Origin of the sequence: Gordonia insulae (genome assembly GCF_003855095.1) — a bacterium.
GTDB classification, from domain to species: domain Bacteria; phylum Actinomycetota; class Actinomycetes; order Mycobacteriales; family Mycobacteriaceae; genus Gordonia; species Gordonia insulae.
This window is the reverse complement of record NZ_CP033972.1, coordinates 3911700-3929236: the sequence shown is the minus strand read 5'-3', so window position 1 is coordinate 3929236 and position 17537 is coordinate 3911700. Positions and strand designations below refer to the sequence as shown.

General features: G+C 69.5%; 12 protein-coding genes. 2 read left to right on the top strand and 10 right to left on the bottom strand.

The genetic code is table 11. The features are described 5' to 3' along the window. Positions 1–20 precede the first annotated feature (20 nt). The 5 genes from trxA to D7316_RS17830 form a co-directional block, all read right to left on the bottom strand. Positions 21–359 carry a thioredoxin gene (gene trxA, locus D7316_RS17850; protein WP_124709447.1) on the bottom strand — a complete coding sequence of 113 codons (339 nt, stop codon included), beginning with the start codon at positions 357–359 and terminating at the stop codon, positions 21–23. Positions 360–411: 52 nt separating this feature from the next. After that, positions 412–1416, bottom strand: coding sequence for a thioredoxin-disulfide reductase (gene trxB, locus D7316_RS17845; protein WP_124709446.1), 1005 nt, complete (start codon positions 1414–1416; stop codon positions 412–414). 116 nt (positions 1417–1532) lie between these two features. Beyond that, on the bottom strand, positions 1533–2297 hold the full coding sequence (locus D7316_RS17840) for an anti-sigma factor family protein (RefSeq protein WP_124709445.1): 765 nt from the start codon (positions 2295–2297) through the stop codon (positions 1533–1535). Positions 2298–2500: 203 nt separating this feature from the next. Further along, positions 2501–3061, bottom strand: a complete 561-nt coding sequence (gene sigM / locus D7316_RS17835) for an RNA polymerase sigma factor SigM (protein ID WP_124709444.1) — start codon at positions 3059–3061, stop codon at positions 2501–2503. Positions 3062–3171: 110 nt separating this feature from the next. Then, positions 3172–3903, bottom strand: a complete 732-nt coding sequence (locus tag D7316_RS17830) for a TetR/AcrR family transcriptional regulator (protein ID WP_124709443.1) — start codon at positions 3901–3903, stop codon at positions 3172–3174. 164 nt (positions 3904–4067) lie between these two features. Between D7316_RS17830 and D7316_RS17825 the strand changes: the two genes are divergently transcribed. Next, entirely contained in the window at positions 4068–5075 is a 1008-nt protein-coding gene (locus tag D7316_RS17825; RefSeq protein ID WP_124709442.1) for a sterol desaturase family protein, read from the top strand. Here the strand turns inward: D7316_RS17825 and D7316_RS17820 are convergent. From D7316_RS17820 to D7316_RS17800, 5 genes are all read right to left on the bottom strand, one after another. Continuing rightward, positions 4979–6529 (bottom strand): pyridoxal phosphate-dependent decarboxylase family protein, encoded by a 1551-nt coding sequence (locus D7316_RS17820; RefSeq protein WP_124709441.1) that lies wholly within the window; start codon positions 6527–6529, stop codon positions 4979–4981. The two genes, D7316_RS17825 and D7316_RS17820, sit on opposite strands and share 97 nt — an antisense overlap. After that, entirely contained in the window at positions 6483–7910 is a 1428-nt protein-coding gene (locus D7316_RS17815) for an MFS transporter (protein ID WP_124709440.1), read from the bottom strand. Before D7316_RS17815 ends, D7316_RS17820 begins: the two co-directional genes overlap by 47 nt. 78 nt (positions 7911–7988) lie before the next feature. Further along, complete coding sequence (locus tag D7316_RS17810) at positions 7989–12008, bottom strand: murein biosynthesis integral membrane protein MurJ (RefSeq protein WP_124709439.1); 4020 nt, start codon at positions 12006–12008, stop codon at positions 7989–7991. Further along, positions 12005–14662 (bottom strand): DUF6049 family protein, encoded by a 2658-nt coding sequence (locus D7316_RS17805; RefSeq protein WP_124709438.1) that lies wholly within the window; start codon positions 14660–14662, stop codon positions 12005–12007. The genes D7316_RS17810 and D7316_RS17805 overlap by 4 nt, the downstream gene beginning before the upstream one ends. A 55-nt stretch (positions 14663–14717) precedes the next feature. Then, complete coding sequence (locus tag D7316_RS17800) at positions 14718–15911, bottom strand: NUDIX hydrolase (RefSeq protein ID WP_124709437.1); 1194 nt, start codon at positions 15909–15911, stop codon at positions 14718–14720. Between the two features lie 135 nt (positions 15912–16046). On the opposite strand from D7316_RS17800, the gene D7316_RS17795 reads away from it, so the two are divergent. Continuing rightward, positions 16047–17486 carry a CCA tRNA nucleotidyltransferase gene (locus tag D7316_RS17795; RefSeq protein WP_124709436.1) on the top strand — a complete coding sequence of 480 codons (1440 nt, stop codon included), beginning with the start codon at positions 16047–16049 and terminating at the stop codon, positions 17484–17486. The last annotated feature ends 51 nt before the right edge of the window (positions 17487–17537 follow it).

The following is a 17537-nucleotide window of genomic DNA, read 5'->3' as shown; positions in this document are numbered from 1 at the left end:
AATAGGCGCAGGTGAAACGGCTATGCGGGCGACCCGACCACTCCGTCGAGCTCACGCAGGAGCGCGGCCTTGCCCTTGGCACCGACGATCGTCTTGGTCGGTTTGCCGTTCTCGAACAGGATCATGGTCGGGATCGACATGATCTGGAAGTCACGCGCGACCGCCGGGTTCTCGTCGACGTCGAGCTTGGCGACCGTCAGCTTGTCGCCGTGGTCGCGGGCGATCTCCTCGAGCACCGGTGCGACCATACGGCACGGTCCGCACCAGGTTGCCCAGAAATCGACCAGCACCGGCTTGTCCGCGCCGAGTACCTGATCCTTGAACGTCGCGTCGGTGACGGCGACAGTGTTAGCTCCCATGGGTGTCCTCCTCTGGACGTTGAAGCTGTGTTTCGGTTGTCGAGACGTTCGCTCAGGCCGGTGCCGGAGCATCGACGACGACGTATTCGCCGTCCACACTGCGGTCGGGCAGGACGTCGGCCTGCTCTGCCAGCCAACGCTCCGCGTCGATCGCTGCGGAACACCCACTGCCGGCCGCGGTGATGGCCTGGCGATAGGTGTGGTCGACGAGGTCGCCGCAGGCGAAGACACCCGGCAGCGACGTGTAGGTGGTCCGGCCGTCGACCTGCACGTAACCCTCGGGGTCGAGGTCCACCTGGCCGCGGATGAGTTCGCTGCGCGGATCGTGACCGATCGCGACGAACATGCCCGTGACGTCGATGGTGCTGCTCTCACCGGTGATGGTGTCGGACAGCTGCAGGCCGGTCACCGACGTGTCGCCGAGGACCGAGGTCACGGCGGAATTGGTGACGAACCGGATCTTGTCGTTGGCCCGGGCGCGTTCCAGCATGATCTTGGAAGCACGGAACTCCTCGCGACGGTGCACCAGGGTCACGCTGCGCGCGAACTTGGTCAGGAACGTCGCCTCCTCCATGGCCGAGTCACCGCCGCCGATGACGGCGATGTCCTGGTCCTTGAAGAAGAACCCGTCGCAGGTCGCACACGCGGAGACCCCGCGACCCAGGAGGGTCTGCTCGTTCTCGATGCCGAGGTAGCGCGCTGCCGCGCCCATGGCCAGGATCACCGCGCGGGAGCGGTAGACCTCACCACCGACCTCGACCTCCTTGACGGCGCCGGCGAGGCGGACGGTGTCCACGTCCTCCATCCGCAGGTCGGCGCCGAAGCGGATCGCCTGCTCACGCATCTCGTCCATCAGGGCCGGACCCTGGATGCCGCTCTGGAATCCGGGAAAGTTCTCCACCTCGGTGGTGGTCATCAGCGCGCCACCGAATTGGGTGCCCTCGAAAACGATCGGCGCGAGCTCTGCGCGCGCTGCATAGATCGCCGCGGTATAGCCGGCGGGTCCGGATCCGATGATGATCAGGTCGTGGATCTGCTGGCTGTCGTGCTGGGTCATCCGTCCTCCGTGCTCGACGGCGCGGCTCCTGGTCGAGGCCGCACCGGTGTCTCGGCTGTCTCAACATCAGGGTAAGGGCAGATGTTCCCGGCCGGTGGTGTGCCGGGCCGGTGGGCTCAGCCGCCGATCAGGCTCCGACTAATGGTGGCCGGGTTGCCGGTCGCGCAGTCGGGTCCGACGACCAGGGCGTCGAATCGACCGGCGACACCGGTGCCCAGCAAGATCACCACTGCCTGGCGGTCGCGGACCGTCACCGGGCCGGTGCCCAAGATCACCGTGTCGGCTGCCACACCGTTGGCGGCGAGACATCGGCGCAGGGCGGCCTCGGACGGGAAGGGCGCGACGTCGTTCCGGCCCAGCACGGAGAGCAGCGCCACCCGTTCGCCGGGAGCGAGGTCGCCGATCGTGCCGGAGGCCGAGGGCTGGGCCTGGACGGGAGGATCCGTCGACGGTGTCCGGACGACACTGATGGAGATGGCGACAGCCGCCACGACGGCGGCGGCCGCGGCGATGCCGCCGGCCGCGAACCACCGGTTTCGTCGTGCGCGATCCGAGGGTGTGGGCAGTGCCGCAACGGTGCCGTCACCGGTCGACGAGACCTCGGAACGGATGCTGTCGAGCGTCTGGGCGGTCCTGGCCACGACTGCCGACGGGACGGGGACGGATGCGACCGGTGCGCCGCTCAGTTGCGCGACGGTCCGATCCAGCGCGTCGAGGACGGACTGTGCCTGCGGATCGTCGGCGAGGTGTGCCCGGATGTGATCGGCGACGTCGGGAGGCAGCACACCGGCGTGCAGGTCGGCGAGCAGATCGACCGGGTACGGCGGCTGCGGATAGCGCGACGCGGCATTCTCGGGGTCGTCTGCTCCCGGCGGGATCATCGCTCCACTCTCCCACTTCTGTCCCCCCGACCGGGATCCACGGTGGTCTGGATCGAGCTCGGCGTACGACTGGTATTCGGTCTGGTCTGCACTGTCGGTGGCGACCACGAACGGTGTGATCGTCACTTGTTAGGACGCAGCGGTCCGCGGTCCGGTTCCATCGGATCGGGATCGATTCTCGCCGACGTCACGCCGCGCGCCGATCAAGAGTCGCGAAGGTGGCCCAGAACCTGGGCCAACCGCACCCGGCCTCGAGAGCAGCGGCTCTTGATGGTGCCGGGCGGAACCCCGAGACGTTCCGCCGCCTCACTGACCGAATAGCCTTCCAGATCCACCGCGACAACTGCCGCGCGCTGGTCCGGCGGCAGGGTGTCCAGCGCCTTCCCGATCGACATCGACAGATCCACCGCGGCCATCTGATCGCGCTCGTCGGCCAGCGGCAGCACGTCGTACTCCGGAATGGGTACGGTCACGCGTACGCGGTTGCGGCGGATGCGGTCGAGGCAGGCGTTCACAACGATTCGGTGCAGCCAGCTCGTGACCTTGGCATCCGATCGGAACCGATCCGCCATCCGATGGGCATTGAGCAGCGCATCCTGCAGTGCATCAGCCGCGTCGTCGGCGTTGGCGCTGGTCCGGCACGCCAGCGACCAGAGATAGGTGTGATGGCGCTCGATGAGAGTCCCGAAGGCGACCGGATCGCCCCGGACGTGCGCGCGGAGGAGGTCTTCGTCGCTGCGCGCGTCGACGCTCCCCCGAGTCATGGGCGCAAGGTTAATGGACCTGCGGGGTCACTGCGCCACTGACCTGCGCGTTGTCCACAATTCTGGGGACAACGCCCGGCTTGTGGATGGCTCCGGAGGAGACGGTCGATTCAGTCGAGCAGACTCTCGTAGGCGGCGACGAAGAGCTCAACGCACACATCGAGGATCGCATCGAGTTCGAAGAGGTCCGGACCGCTCGCGGCCGTTGCGGACGCGGACTCGATCCGGCCCACCTCCGGCGTCGGCTCGTCGGCGGCGAACTCCCCTGTCGTGCTCGTGTACCAGTCCACCAACAGCTGGGTCACCGCACCGACGAGACCGATCGCCGCCAGGCGCTGTGTCCGGTCGGGGCTCCGCTCCCCCAGCGCCAGCGTCAGGATCAGATCGGCCCAACCGTGGATGGCGTTGAGCCGCAACCGTTCCAGTTGCGGACTGACGCCGACGACCTCGACGAGCATGACCCGCGCCCGACGCGGGTGGTCGGCCAGGGTGCGCACGAAGGCGCCGAGGGCGGCGCGCGCAACGGCCGGCGCGTCCGTGGCCGCGACCCCGTCGGATTCGCGGTCGGCCACGAACTCGGCGGCGGCGGACACGGTTGCGGATCGGGCGAAGGCGACGCAGTCGTCGTAGACCGCGGCCAGCAGCGCGGTCCGGTCGGCGAAGGACTCGTAGAAGTAGCGCTGCGTCAATCCGGCGTGCTCGCAGAGTCGCTTGATCGATATGCCCGCGAATCCCTCGGAACCGAACACCTCCAGGCCGGCTCCGACGAGCTCAGCCCGGCGACGCTCTCGTCGCTCGTCTGCGTCCGCGCCGGCATAGCGGCGACCCTCGGATGTGGTCATCGCGGGGTGCCTCCTCGTGGTGGGTGATGATCGGTGCAGGTCAGTGGCGCGAACGCTTTACACGACTGTATCTGACACGCTATCGTGTCAGACGTCGGATATCTGACATGTATTCGTGTCAGATGCCGCCGGACAGATATCCAGAGCGTTCAGGAGTACCCGCCATGCTCGACGTCCTCCCCGAGGCCATGCGCGAGCCGACCGTGCTCGCGATCCCGTTCTTCGTGCTGATGCTGACGCTCGAATGGGTGGCGGCGTGGAAACTCGAGCACACCGAGGTGGATCGCCCGTCGGAGCGTGCGACGCGCACACCCGCCGCTCCCGGGTCGTACAACACGCGTGATTCGCGGGCCAGCCTGCTGATGGGCGTGGTGTCCATCGCGACCAGCGCGGGTTGGAAGTCCCTGGCGCTGCTGGCGTACTCGGCCATCTTCGCCTATGTCGCGCCGTGGCAGTTGCCGACCGGCGCCTGGTACACGTGGGTGATCGCGTTCGTCGCGCTCGACTTCCTCTTCTACTGGGAGCACCGCATCGCGCATCGCGTACGACTGGTCTGGGCCACACATCAGGCCCACCACTCCAGCGAGTACTTCAACTTCACCACCGCGCTCCGGCAGAAATGGAACAACAGCGCGGGGATCGTCATGTGGCTGCCCCTCCCGCTGCTGGGGGTGCCGCCGGCCGTGGTGTTCGGCGTGTACTCGCTGAATCTGGTCTACCAGTTCTGGATTCACACCGAACACGTCGAGAGGCTCTGGGCCCCGATCGAATTCGTGTTCAACACGCCGTCCCATCACCGGGTGCACCATGGCAGCGACAGCGAATATCTCGATCGCAACTACGGCGGCACCTTCATCATCTGGGACCGGATGTTCGGCTCGTTCGCGCCGGAGACCCACCGGCCGACCTACGGCCTCACGAAACCGGTGGACACGTACAACATCTGGCGTCTTCAGACCCACGAGTACGTCTCGATCGCGCGGGATGTGCGGTCTGCCCGAAGTCTCCGCGACCGCCTCGGATTCCTCGTCGGACCACCGGGGTGGACGCCGCGGGACGAGGTCCGTCGAGACGATCAGCGTTCGTTGAGCCGGGCGAGCAGTTCGGTCAGCAGCGACTCCGACCGACCGTGCGGCACGACGTCGAGCAGCGCCATCACCGGCGCGAGCTGATCCGGCAACGCCGGGCCCGCGTCGTCGCCGCCCAGACCGAGATCGGCCAGGATGGCACCTGCCGTCGCGGCGTCGGCACCGTCGTCGACGGCGAGTTGCGGTAGTGCGCCGGACAACTCGCCGAGATCGACGGGCGGGATGCCCCGCACCTGATCGGCAGCGGTCGCCAATGCATCTGTCAGGGCGTCGATCTCGTTGCCGGTCACCGGGGTCACCGTGAAATGGGTGGTCCGTGGCAGGTCCGGGCCGTCGGACTGTCGAAGACCGGGCTGCGGCTGAAGGACCCACCCGAGCGCACGGACGGCATCCGCCCAGACGTGTGGATCCACCCGATCCTGCTGTGGCACCGAACTATCCGAGGCAACCGCGAACAGTGGACCGACCGGGTCCCCGACCACGCACAAGCCGGGGATGCCGGAGATGCATTCCCGCAGTCGCAGAGTGGCCTCGCGCGAGCGCACCGTGAGGGCGGCGAAACCATCGGTGCCGAGGTAGGCGATCACCGCCCATGCCGCAGCCAGCGACATCGCGGAACGGCTACCCAACATCGTCGGGTTCACCACCGGATAGCCGGGCCAGCGCGTCGTCGCGAACGACGCGGCCCGCTTGGCGTCGCGGTCGGCGAACAGCAGTACCGACGCACCCTTCGGCGCGAAGCCGTACTTGTGCGCGTCCAGCGAGATGCTCGTGACACCGCGGACGCGGAAATCCCATGGCGCCAAGGAGTTCCGCACTTCGGTCCCCTCCCCCACCGCATCGGCACGAAGCTGTGTCCAGAACGGCAGCACCCAGCCGCCGATGCACGCGTCCACGTGACAGTCGATGTCGCGCGCGGCGGCTGCCGCGGCGATCTCGACGATCGGGTCCAGCACGGCGAACGGGTAACACGGCGCCGACACCACGACGAGCGCCGTGTGGTCGTCGAGCCGCGCCACGACGTCCGGTACCGCGACGACGCCGTGCCGGTCGACCGGGACGAGGTCGAGATCCAGACCGAAATAATGTGCCGCCTTCTGGAATGCGGCGTGCACCGTCACCGGCGCGACGATGGTCGGGGTGCCGGACGACCCGCGCGAACGCCACCGGTCCCGCGCGGACTTGACGGCGAGCAGGCAACTCTCGGTTCCGCCGCTGGTGACCAGCCCGACAATCGGCTGTTCGCGGGCGGAGCCGTGCACGAGTCCGGCGGCGAACTCGATGACGTCGGCCTCCATCCGGGCCACCGAGGGGAATGCCGTCGGATCGAGGCCGTTGATCGCCTGCACCGAACCGGCCGCGGCCCGTGCCAGTTCGTCGAGTTCGGCGAGGCCGGAGTCATAGACATAGGACAGGACGCGCCCGCCGTGTGTGGGCGCATCGTCGGCCGTCAGTTCCGTGAGTCGGCGCAGGATGTCGGCGGAGCGCTGGTCAACCACGATCAGATTCCCCCTCGGTAGTGGTCGGTGTCGCGGCATGATTGTCGATATCGCTGCGCCGCAACGGATATCGGAGCACAAGGGCCAGGCTGGCCAGCGCCAGCACGGTCGGCACCGCGCTGAATCCGATGACCATCGCCCACAGCGCGCCGGACGGCTGGGTCACGGCGGCGTCGGCATCCGACGATGCGTATCCACCGAGGGTCAGCAACACGGTCAGAAGGACGGCGCCCAGCGCCATGCCGGTCGTCTCACCCGCGGTCCACACCCCGCCGATGACGCCGGCGGACCCGGCTCCGTGACGGCGCTCGTCGTGCGAGATGACGTCGGGGACCATCGCCATGGGCAGCGATTGCATGCCGGCGTAGGCCGCGCCGGCCACCCCGATCACCGGATAGACCCACCATCCGGGTGCCCAGTGCAGCCCCAGCAGCGACGCGGTGGCCAGCGCGAAGATGACGGTGGCCGTGGCGAAACCGGCCTCCTTCCCGATTCGCCGGGCGACGGCGCCCCAGATCGGGGCGAACACGACGGCGGGCGCGATGAGGGCGACGAACAGGTAGGAGACGGCGGCCTCGTCGTCGAGGACCCACGTGGCGACGTACTGGCCGTCGGCCAGCATGAGTCCGGTCGCCAGACCCTGTAACAGGAACGCGCCCAACAAGAGCCGAAGTGGCCGGCTGCGGCGCAGGACGGCGATCGCGGATCGGTACGACTCCCCCGGCGACGTCGACGCCTCGGCCGCCGGGGCCGGGGCCACCTCGGGTCGACCGACCGCGGCCCGGGTCGCCACGAGCAGGCTCGCCCCGATGACCGCGGCCGCGACCACACCCATGATCAGATAGCCCACGCGAGGTGAACCACCGAGCTCACGAAGTGCGGGACCGCCCGCGCCGAACGCGAGGATTCCGACGGTCAGCACCACGACGCGCGCCGTGAGCAGGCGGGTGCGTTCGTCGTACTGCCCGGTGAGTTCGGCGGGCAACGCGATGTAGGGCACCTGAAAGAGGCTGAATGCGGGGGCGGCGAGCAGGAAGGCCACGGCCACCCAGATCGCCTCGACAGGGGTCGCGAGACCGGCGGGTACGGCGAAGGTCAGGGCGAAGAAGATCGGCAGGGCGGCGGCACCGATCACCATGGTGGGGCGTCGGGTCCCGCGGATTCGTGCCGCCCGGTCGCTGGCCGCGCCGATCAACGGATCGATCAGCACATCCCAGATCTTTGCCACGGCGACAATCGCGCCGGCCGCCGCGGCGGCCACACCCAGCGTGTCCGTCAGGTAGTAGACCAGGACGAGGCCGGGCAGGGTCGCGAAGCCGGCGGTGCCGACGGATCCGATCGCGTACCGCGCGACCGTCGATCGGGGTAGACGATCGTCGACGACGGGTGGGCTCTCGGCGGAGCGGCGGCGGACGAGCACACGAGTATGTCTACCTGCTCCGAGCACGATGCCGGCAGCCAAGTGGGGATTCGAGTGCCGGTGACCGAAATCCGAGAGTCAGCCGGCCATCGATATCTGGCCGATCTGCGCCTGGTAGCCGTTGGGTGCCTGCGGCAGCGACGTCAGCCAGACCATCAGGTAGGGCGACGACTGCGGGTTCGGGATCGTGAGCGTGGTCGTCGGCTGCGCGACGGTCCCCGCGACCACCTCCCTGGTGTCCGCCCAGGTCGGGCGCGCCGACGTCGCCGTCCGGATCTGCACGGTGAAGCCAGGAGTCGGTGTCGCGATGGTCACGGTCTTCACCGTCTTCGCCCCACCGAGGTTGAACATCAACCCGAGGCCGTCCTTCAGGCCGCCGAAGTCGGCGGATCCGCGGTAGGTGTCGGTACGCCAGGGCGGCGCGGCACCACTGATCACGTTCCCCAGGTTCGTCGCACTGTCCGGCGGCTGCGTCGAGTAGTCGACCAGTGTCACGTTCTGCAGGGGTATCGGTGCGGGTGCTGCCGGAGGCGGCGGTGCGCCGGCAGCGGTCGGGGACGGGGGCGCCGACGTCGTGGTCAGGATGGAGTCGATGTCGGAGGAGTCGCCGTCGGAACCGAACAGATTGGTCGCCCACACCACCAGGGCCACCACGATGAACAGGGTCAGCAGCCCGGCGCCGATGAGGAGGGCGAGGTTGCGTCGCGCCGGCTGCTCTGTCTGGCCCGCACCCGCGCCGCGGTCGGTGGGCGTCGACACCGCGAACGGCGGTTCGTCGGTCTGGATCGCCGGCAGCATGTCGGTGTTCAGATCGATCACGGTGGCCTGATCGAGGACGTGCTGCACGGTGCCCGCGGTGCGGATCCCGCGGCTGCCGTCGAGCGCCCGGGCGGCGACGGCGGAGATCTCGAACGGGGTCTCGGCGCGCGCCTTGCGTGGCTCGACGGGATTGCCGTCGGCGTCGGGTTCGGCGATGGGCAACCCGCCGACGAGGTCGGTGGTGTCGTCGGTCGTCACCAGGTCGGAGCCGTTCTCCGGATCGAGTGGCCACCGGGCGAGCAGCAGGGCGTAGAGCACCGCACCGAGTCCCCGGACATCGGACGATTTGTCATCGCCGGCCAGCGTGCCGGGGAACGCGAGGACCGCGTTGCCGTCGGTGCTGATCCGGATGCGGTCGGGATGGTCGATCGACAGGGCGCCGCCGGATCGATGGGTCGCCTCGGCGGCGGCGGCGAGCGCGCGGACGGCGCGGGCGGCACCGATCGGGGAGGGCTGCGAACGCGCCACCTCCGACAGCGACGATCCGGGCACCCATTCGCTCACGACGATTCCACCGGAGGAACCGCGCACGACGTCGAGGACCCGCGCGACACCGGACGACGAGATCTGGCCGAGCCGCAGCGTGCGGGACAGAACGGCCTGGGGACCTTCGTCGGTGACCTTGGCGGCCTCGCCACGTTGCGGCGGCGGCGCGAGTTGATCGGCGTCGACGAAGGTCAGCGCGACCTCACGGTCGAGGTTGATGTCGAGCGCGCGCCAGAACTGTAGACCGCGGCTCCCGCCGTGATGGTCGAGCAATCGATAGCGACCGCCGGCGACCGCGGCACCGGGCACCAACCGCGGACCGCGCGGGCGGGCGGGCGGCGTGGCGGTCCTGACCGTGTCGGGAGTGTCTGTGCCCGAGTCCTTTTCGGCACCGCTCGACTCGGGATGGCTCTGGTCGGCACTGTTCTGCTCGGGGGCCGGGGCATCGCCGGCCGGCGACGTCTCCCGGTCCTCGACGGTGACCGCACCGACGTCGGGGGTCGGAGTGTCCGGGATGATCTCGGTGTCCTGGGTGGTACCGATCTCACTGTCACTCACGCGCCGAGCTCCTCTCCTGCGGTAGCGCATGTCGCGGGGCGTCTGAATCCGGGCCTCGCCGCCATCGCGTAGGCGCGCGGCTCCACCGCTGTGCACCGAGTACGACTGCCATGTGGCTGTGCCCCGGTCGAATCGCCGGAGCACCTGTACTTGACCAGAGTACGGGAGCGATTCGTCGGCAGTGACCCGCGGAAACTGAACCGTGATGGTCGGTGTCGATTCCGTTACCGAACCGGCCGGCGGCGCCAGGGCGGGAATGAACCGACCGAGCATGCGCCGCACCGACATCCCGATGGACACGACGTCGGGGACACGGGCCGCGGCGAGGCCGGCGTAGGTGACGCCGAGCACGACCACCGCGGTGAGGAACAGGTAGGCGATCGACCCCAGCTTGCCGGCCTCGCTCGTCATCCGGTGCAGTCCGGAGAGATTCGCGACCGCCCAGACGACCGCCGTGACGCCGATCGAGACGCCGATCGTCACCACCGTGGTGCGGGTCACATCGGTCAGTTTCGCGTCGTGCAGGCGGCGCCGGAGGAGGTAGTGACCGACGATCGCCCCGACGAGGTACCCGAGTCCGTTCGACAGCGCGAGCCAGCGGACCACCATGTGCGGATCGTCGAACAGCACCGGTCCCAGATAGGACGAGGCGACCTTCACCGTGGTGATGCCGAGGACCATGGCCGTCGGGGTCCAGGCATCCTGCCGGGCGTAGAAGACGCGCAGCTGAACCAGCGTCATCGCGTAGGGGATGATCGTGAACGCGCCCCACGCGAGCACCGAGCCCAGCTGCGAGGCGACGTCGGCGTCGAACTTGCCGAAGTTGAACACCGCGAGGCCGATGGCCGGGCCGAAGAAGGTCATGAACGCGACGACGGGCACCAGCGCGACCATCGTCAGTCGGGTGGCCAGGGAGAGATCATCGACGACGGCGCGGTCGTCGTCGGCGGCCGCGTGGCGCGACAGCCGGGGCATGATCGCGGTCAGGATCGTCACGCCCAGCACGCCGTAGGGGAGCTGCAGCAACTGCCAGTGGGTGGCGTAGACGGAGATGCCCGACGCGTCGGCGTGCGCGGCGATGCGGTAGGTGATGATCATGCCGACCTGCAGGATCGCCACGTAGGTGATGATCGCGAGCGCCATGTTGCCGAACAGGCGCAGCCGGGCATCCAGACCCCACTGCCAGGCGAGGTGGACACCGGCGCGCTTGAGCCAGGGGAGGAGAACGCCCGCCTGCATGACGACGCCGAGCGTGGTGCCGATGCCCAGCACCAGGAGCTGCGGATCGGACATGCGGACCGGGTTGAGGGTGATCTCACCGGGCATCAGGGCGTACAGCACCAACGTGGTGATCTGCACGATGTTGTTCAGCACGGGAGCCCACGCGCCGGGCTTGAAGAAACCCTTCATGTTCAGGATCGCGATGAACAGCGCGGACAGGCCGTAGAAGAGGATCTCCGGTAACAGCAGGTAGGCCAGGGCGGTGGTGAGGGACCGGTTGACGTCACCGTCGCCGACATTGAGGAACGTGAGCAACGGTGCCGCGATCATCGCGATCACCGTCGCCGTGCTCAGGGTGACGACCGCGAGGGTGAAGATCCGGTTGATGAAGCCGCGGCCACCGTCGGCATCCTCGGCCTCGGCGCGGACCAGCACCGGGATCACGATCGCGGTGAGCACGGCGCCCAGGACGACCTCGGCGATCATGCTCGGTAGTACGTACGCGGCCTGGAACGCCGATGCGATCGCGGGTCCGAGCATCGCCAGCACCAGCACGGTGCGCACGAAGCCGGTGATGCGGCTGGTCAGGGTCGCCAGGGCGATCGAGCCACTGGTCTTGAGGATGCTCGAGTCGGAGTCGCGCGCGAGTCCGGTGGACGAGTCGTCGTCACCCTGGTCGTCGGCGCGTCGGGCCGTCGGGGATTCGGTGAGGGTGCCGCGGGCGGGCGCCGGTCGGGATCGTGGACGATCCGCGTCGCCGGGTCCCGACGTCGGGGGAGTCGCGGGTGGTGGGCCGGGTGGCCGAGGCGCGATGTACCGCGGCGGCGGGACCGATCGTCCGGCGATCGGCGGCTGATCGGCGACCGGCCCGGACAGCGGCGGCAGCGTCCCGCCCGGGCGTTGGCGCGGGTCACCGGCCGGTGTACTGCCCGGTCGTTGCGCTCGCCCCGGCCCGCCCGGCGGAATCCGGCGGGGGGCGGCGCGTCGCGGCTCGCGTGGTCCCTGGTCGGTCATGGCCTTTCTCGGTCGGTCGTGCCCGGCGTCGCGGGCGGCGGCAGGTTCTCCTGATGCAGGGTACGGCGACGTTGCTGATAGGTGCTGCCGGCCAGGATCCGATCGTGCTCATCGGGGTCGGGTCGGTCCTCGTCGGCGGGGTCGGGTTCGCCCCGAAACCGGTGCCACAGACGCCGCGCGACCAGCAGTACCAGCACGATCCCGGCCACGATGGTGATCCAGAACAGCGGCTTGCCGTAGGCGTTCGCGTGCACCGACAGGCGGATCGGCGAGCCGAGCGAGATTCCGCTCGACGTCGACATCCCGATCGTCACCGTGATCGCCTCGGACGTCTCGGCACGCGTGGGCAACTGGATCTGCCGTGTCCCGCGGGCGGGGATCTCGATGACACCGAGATCGCCGACGTCGAGCTCCTCTGGTGCGATGACGTTCATCCGGACACGGATCGGGAGCGACAGATCGTTGCGGACGACGAGCAGCAGGGGACTGCGCTCTGAGGCGAGCGTGTACCGCCCGCCCGGGTCGAGCACGGTGACCGAGTTGCGCATCCGCTGCAGGGTGGAGCCGACGGCGGTGACGCGGGCCGCGCGCTGTTCCCGCATCTCCGCGCGGAGATCGGGCGATGCACGGTCGGGGGTCCGGATGGCGCGCAGCTGATCCTCCCGGAGCGGCGCCATGTAGCGCTCCGGCGTGGCGGCGACGTCGACCGAGCGCATCAGCGACGCCTGGAGCTGGAACGACAGCTCGGACTGGTCGCGGATGCGCGTGGCCACCGGGTCGGTGACGGCGAGTCCGAGTGAGGCGAGCGACCCGACACCGGGTGGCGCGGCGAATCGGGCCGGTGCGGAGACGTCGTCGAGGTCGCGGACGACGTCCGGCAGTGCCGCGGGCGTGGCCGCCCCGGACTCCAGGAGCAGGGTGGCGGTGGTGAAGAGCGCGTTGGCGTCGTCGGTCGACGGTGCCCAGTAGGTCGGCGGCACGACGAACGAACTGCGTCCGGGGACCGGCAGGGGTGGCCGGGCGGTGCCCGCCGTCGGTGTCGCGGGGGCGGCGATGGCCGGGTAGGCCAGGGCCGCCGCCGCGGCCTGTCGACGAGCGGCCGCCGACTCGCCGTCGAAGGAGACCTTCTGGTCGGCAGGGGTGAGCGGGGTGGTCGCGGGGGCATCGCCGATACCGGCGAGTGCGTCGGTGACCGGGGCTTCGGCGGTCTGCAGTCGCAGATCGCCGATCCGATAGCGGCCTGCGGCGTCGGTGCGGGCCGGCGCCACACTGTTCGTCGAGGTCACAGCCTTGTTCAGGGACGCCGACGACATCACACCCGCACCCGCGGCGTCGATCGCGCCGAGGGCCGGGATGGTGATCCCGCGGACGCTGCGGACGCCCAGGACGGCGTCGACGATGTCGGCCGGGGTACTGAGCGCGGCGGCGGTGAGTCCGCTGTTGCCGATGCGGGCCAGCGACGTCAGATCCGCCTGCGCGAAGGGCAGCGCGACGACGCACATCTGCGCGGCGAGCTCACGCAGGTCGGTCAGCCACTGCAGGGCCGCGGGCTGGCCGGTACCGGGTGTCGTCGGCGAGGACGGATCCAACGGGTCGTCTGACACCACGTAGCCCAGGGACATGGCCCGGACCGTGACCAGCAGATCGGGATCGACGGCGAGACACATGCTCTGCTCGAGCTTCGACGGCGTCCGGGCTGCGGGTGCCGGGGATTCGCCGGAGGCGGGTGGGGACGTCTCGGTCGGCTGTGCCGCACCGTTGCCGCTCGTCGCGGGTTGCGAGCCGGGTGTCGCGGACTCCCCGTCGGTCTGGTCGCCGGAGGATTCGGCGTCGCCCGCCACGGATCTGGCCGCGGCGAGGAGCACGTTGAGTCGCCCGCCGGGGGCCAGGGAGCGGGCGAGGTCGTCGCCGACGAGGCGGACCGTCTCGGTGTTGCCGCCGAGCACCCCGGGGGTCAGCTGTGGTGGTGCGGCCAGTGGCCAGAGCATCGTCAACGGGGTGGGGCTGGACAGATTCGCGGACACCGATCCGTCCGCACCGAGATCGGTGTTCTCCGGTCCCGTCTCACCGGCGTCGCCACTGGGATCGACGTACTCGGCGGCGCGGGCGCGATCGGGCGGTAGGGACAGGACGGGCAGCAGCGTGCGTGACTGGGCGAGTTTCGCCCGGTCGCCGTAGTCGGGCAGGCCGTTCACGTTGAGATTCAGCGGGAAGACCCCTGTCCGTTCGATGTCGAGGCCCTCGCCGCTCGACAGCGGCGCACTGATGGTGAACGACACCGCCGAGCCGGGTGCGAGCTCACCGGTGATGGGACGGAACGGGGTCGCGACGCTGACCGGCACCGGGTCGACGGCGAGGCTGCTGCGGAGGCCGGCGGCGTCGGAGACCGCATCACCGCGTTCGAGGCGAACGGACAGATCGCGCAGCATCCGGTCGCCGATGTTCTCGATCCGGGCACTGACCGTGACCACCGCGGCTCCGCTGCTGGTGACCATCGACGGCGTCACCGTGTTGATGGAGAGTCGCAGGAACTCGGCGGGCACCTCGCCGTCCGCGGTCGTCGACGCGTCCGCCGAATCCGGTGCCGCGGACGCCGTCGGCGCGGACAGCACCGGTGCCGACAAGATCGAGACCGCCAGGACGACGAGGATCACGGCACACAGGTGTGCGGATCGTCGGAGTTTCGCCTGAAGCCTGATCACCCGGCCGTCAGGCATCGCCGGCCGACGGACGACGAGGCCGCCGCCGGCGCCGACGAGACCGCGCCGGTGCCGGCGGTTCGTTACGGCGCTGGTTGCGTGCGGCTGCGGCTCTCTCATAGGCGTTGGGTTCGGTGCGAATGCTCTCGGCCTCGGACTGGGCCAACCTGTTCGGGTCGGCGGCGAGATCGGCGATGACGCCGCGGGCCATCCGGGCCAGTCGCCGCTCGTCAGAGTACGTGAGCTTGCGGGGCAGTTCGCGGAGCGGCACCCAGGCCACCTCGCTCACCTCGTAGTCGGCGTCGGAGAGCTCGCCGCCGATGCTGCGCAGGAGATAGTGGTGCACCGTCTTGTGGATGCGACGACCCTCGCTGACGAACCAGTAGTCGATCTTGCCCAGCGGCGCCACCACGGTGCCGTTGATGCCGGTCTCCTCGGCGACCTCGCGGATCGCGGTCTGTTCGGCGGTCTCGCCGGTCTCGATGTGGCCCTTGGGCAATGACCACATCATTCGACCACGACGGTCCATGCGGCCGATCAGCGCGGCAGCGAGTTCGTCGACCGGGAGATCGAGGTCGGAGATCACCAGGCCACCCGCCGACGTCTCGCGGACGGTGCGCAGGCGTTCGTCGCCGGCCCGATCGGGTCGGTGCGCGTTGCGTCGACGGCTCTTGTTCTTGCCCCCGCTGGGTGTGCCGTCCCCGCCGACCGCATGGGTGAGGCCCGTCTTGGTGATCTTGGCGGTGACCGCGACCAGATCGGACGGCTTCGGCGGCGACACCCGGGTATGGGTGGGCTGCAGGTCGTCCCCGTCACGCTCGGTCAGGCGCTCGGGGATGCGCTCCGGGTCCACCGGCCGCTTCGGCGGCGGGCCCGGTTTGGGGGCGTCGCGACGCTCGACGGGCCGGGCGATCGGTGTCTGTTCGGGGGCGCCGTCCGCTGCGTCGGCGGTCGCCGGCGCCGGATGGGACGGTCGTCGGCCACGTCGACGTCGTCCCCGACGACCGCGACGACTTTGCCCGCCGGCGGCGTCGTCCGTGGTCGCGGTGTTCGCGCGGGCGAGGTCGCCCGGGGTCACCCGACGTCCCGTTCCGCCGTCGGATCGGCTCACCGACGGCGGATGAGCGGAGTCGCCGGGGCCGCGCCCACCCGCCGTGACGTCGGAAGAGACGTCAGAGGGGTCGGTGGACGGATCGGCGGACACGCTCTCGATGCTAGCCGTTGGTCACCTGGCGTTTGCCTGGATGGGCCGTGGGCGGTGTGGCGGTCACGCCGCGGCGATCCATGGCAGTCGCATGATTTGTGGTCGGCCGATGCCGCGGCGGTAGGCTGGCATGCCGTGACAGACCCCGAACGCCGCACGCGCCTGTTGGCGTCGGCGGCCGTGACGTTGCGGGGCCTCGCCGATGTGCTGGTGCCGCTCGGTGCGGTGTTCGCCACCGCAGGCCACGAGTTGTTCCTGGTCGGCGGCTCGGTGCGGGATGCGGTGCTCGGTCGACTGGGCAATGACCTCGACTTCACCACCGACGCCCGGCCCGAGCAGGTGGCCGCTCTCATGAACGCCTGGGCCGACGCGGTCTGGGACACCGGCATCGAGTTCGGCACGGTCAGCGGGCGCAAGGGCGACCACTTCGTGGAGATCACCACCTACCGGTCCGACGCGTACGACCGGGTCGGCCGCAATCCCGAGGTCGTCTTCGGCGAATCACTCGACGCCGACCTGGTGCGTCGTGACTTCACCGTCAATGCGATGGCGGTCCGGATCACCGCCGAAGGTCCGGCCGAGTTCTGCGATCCGCTCGACGGGATGACCGCGTTGCTCGCGGGCGTCCTGGACACCCCGGCGACACCACAGGAGTCGTTCAACGACGACCCGCTCCGGATGCTGCGGGCCGCCCGGTTCGTCTCCCAGCTCGGGTTCCGAGTCGCCCCGCGGGTCTTCGACGCGATCACGGAGATGTCCGAGCAGATCGAACGCATCACCGCCGAGCGGGTCCATGCCGAGCTCGACAAACTCATCCTCGGGGAGCATCCGCTCGAAGCGATCGACCTGATGGTCGATACCGGGCTGGCCGAGCGCGTCCTGCCCGAGGTGCCCGGCATGAAGCTGACCATCGACGAACACCACCAGCACAAGGACGTCTATCAGCACTCGCTGACCGTGCTCAAGCAGGCGATGGACCTCGAGGACGGCGACCCCGATCTCGTCCTGCGCTGGGCTGCCCTCCTGCATGACATCGGCAAGCCCGCCACCCGACGACACGAACCCGGCGGGGGAGTCAGCTTCCATCACCACGAGGTCGTCGGCGCCAAGATGGTCCGCAGGCGGATGCGCGCACTGAAGTATCCGAAGGCCGTCGTCGACGACGTGGCCCAATTGGTGTTCCTGCACTTGCGGTTCCACGGTTACGGTGACGGCGCCTGGACCGATTCGGCCGTCCGCCGGTACGTCACCGACGCCGGACCGCTGCTGGATCGACTGAACAAACTGGTGCGTGCCGACTGCACGACCCGCAACAAGCGGCGCGCGCGTCGGCTGCAGGAGAACTACGACCACCTCGAGTCGCGGATCGCGGCTCTGCAGGCGGCCGAGGATCTCGACCGCGTGCGCCCCGACCTCGACGGCAACGCGATCATGGAGTTGCTCGGCCTGCCCCCGGGTCCCAAGGTGGGTCAGGCCTGGCGCTTCCTCAAGGAACTGCGTCTGGACCGCGGTCCGCTGTCCCACGAGGAAGCCGTCGAGGCCCTGCGGGAGTGGTGGGCGGCGCAGCAGGGCTGAGCCTCACCCGCTGATCGAGCAGTCAGAGTCCCCCCGGAGCGCATCCCCGCT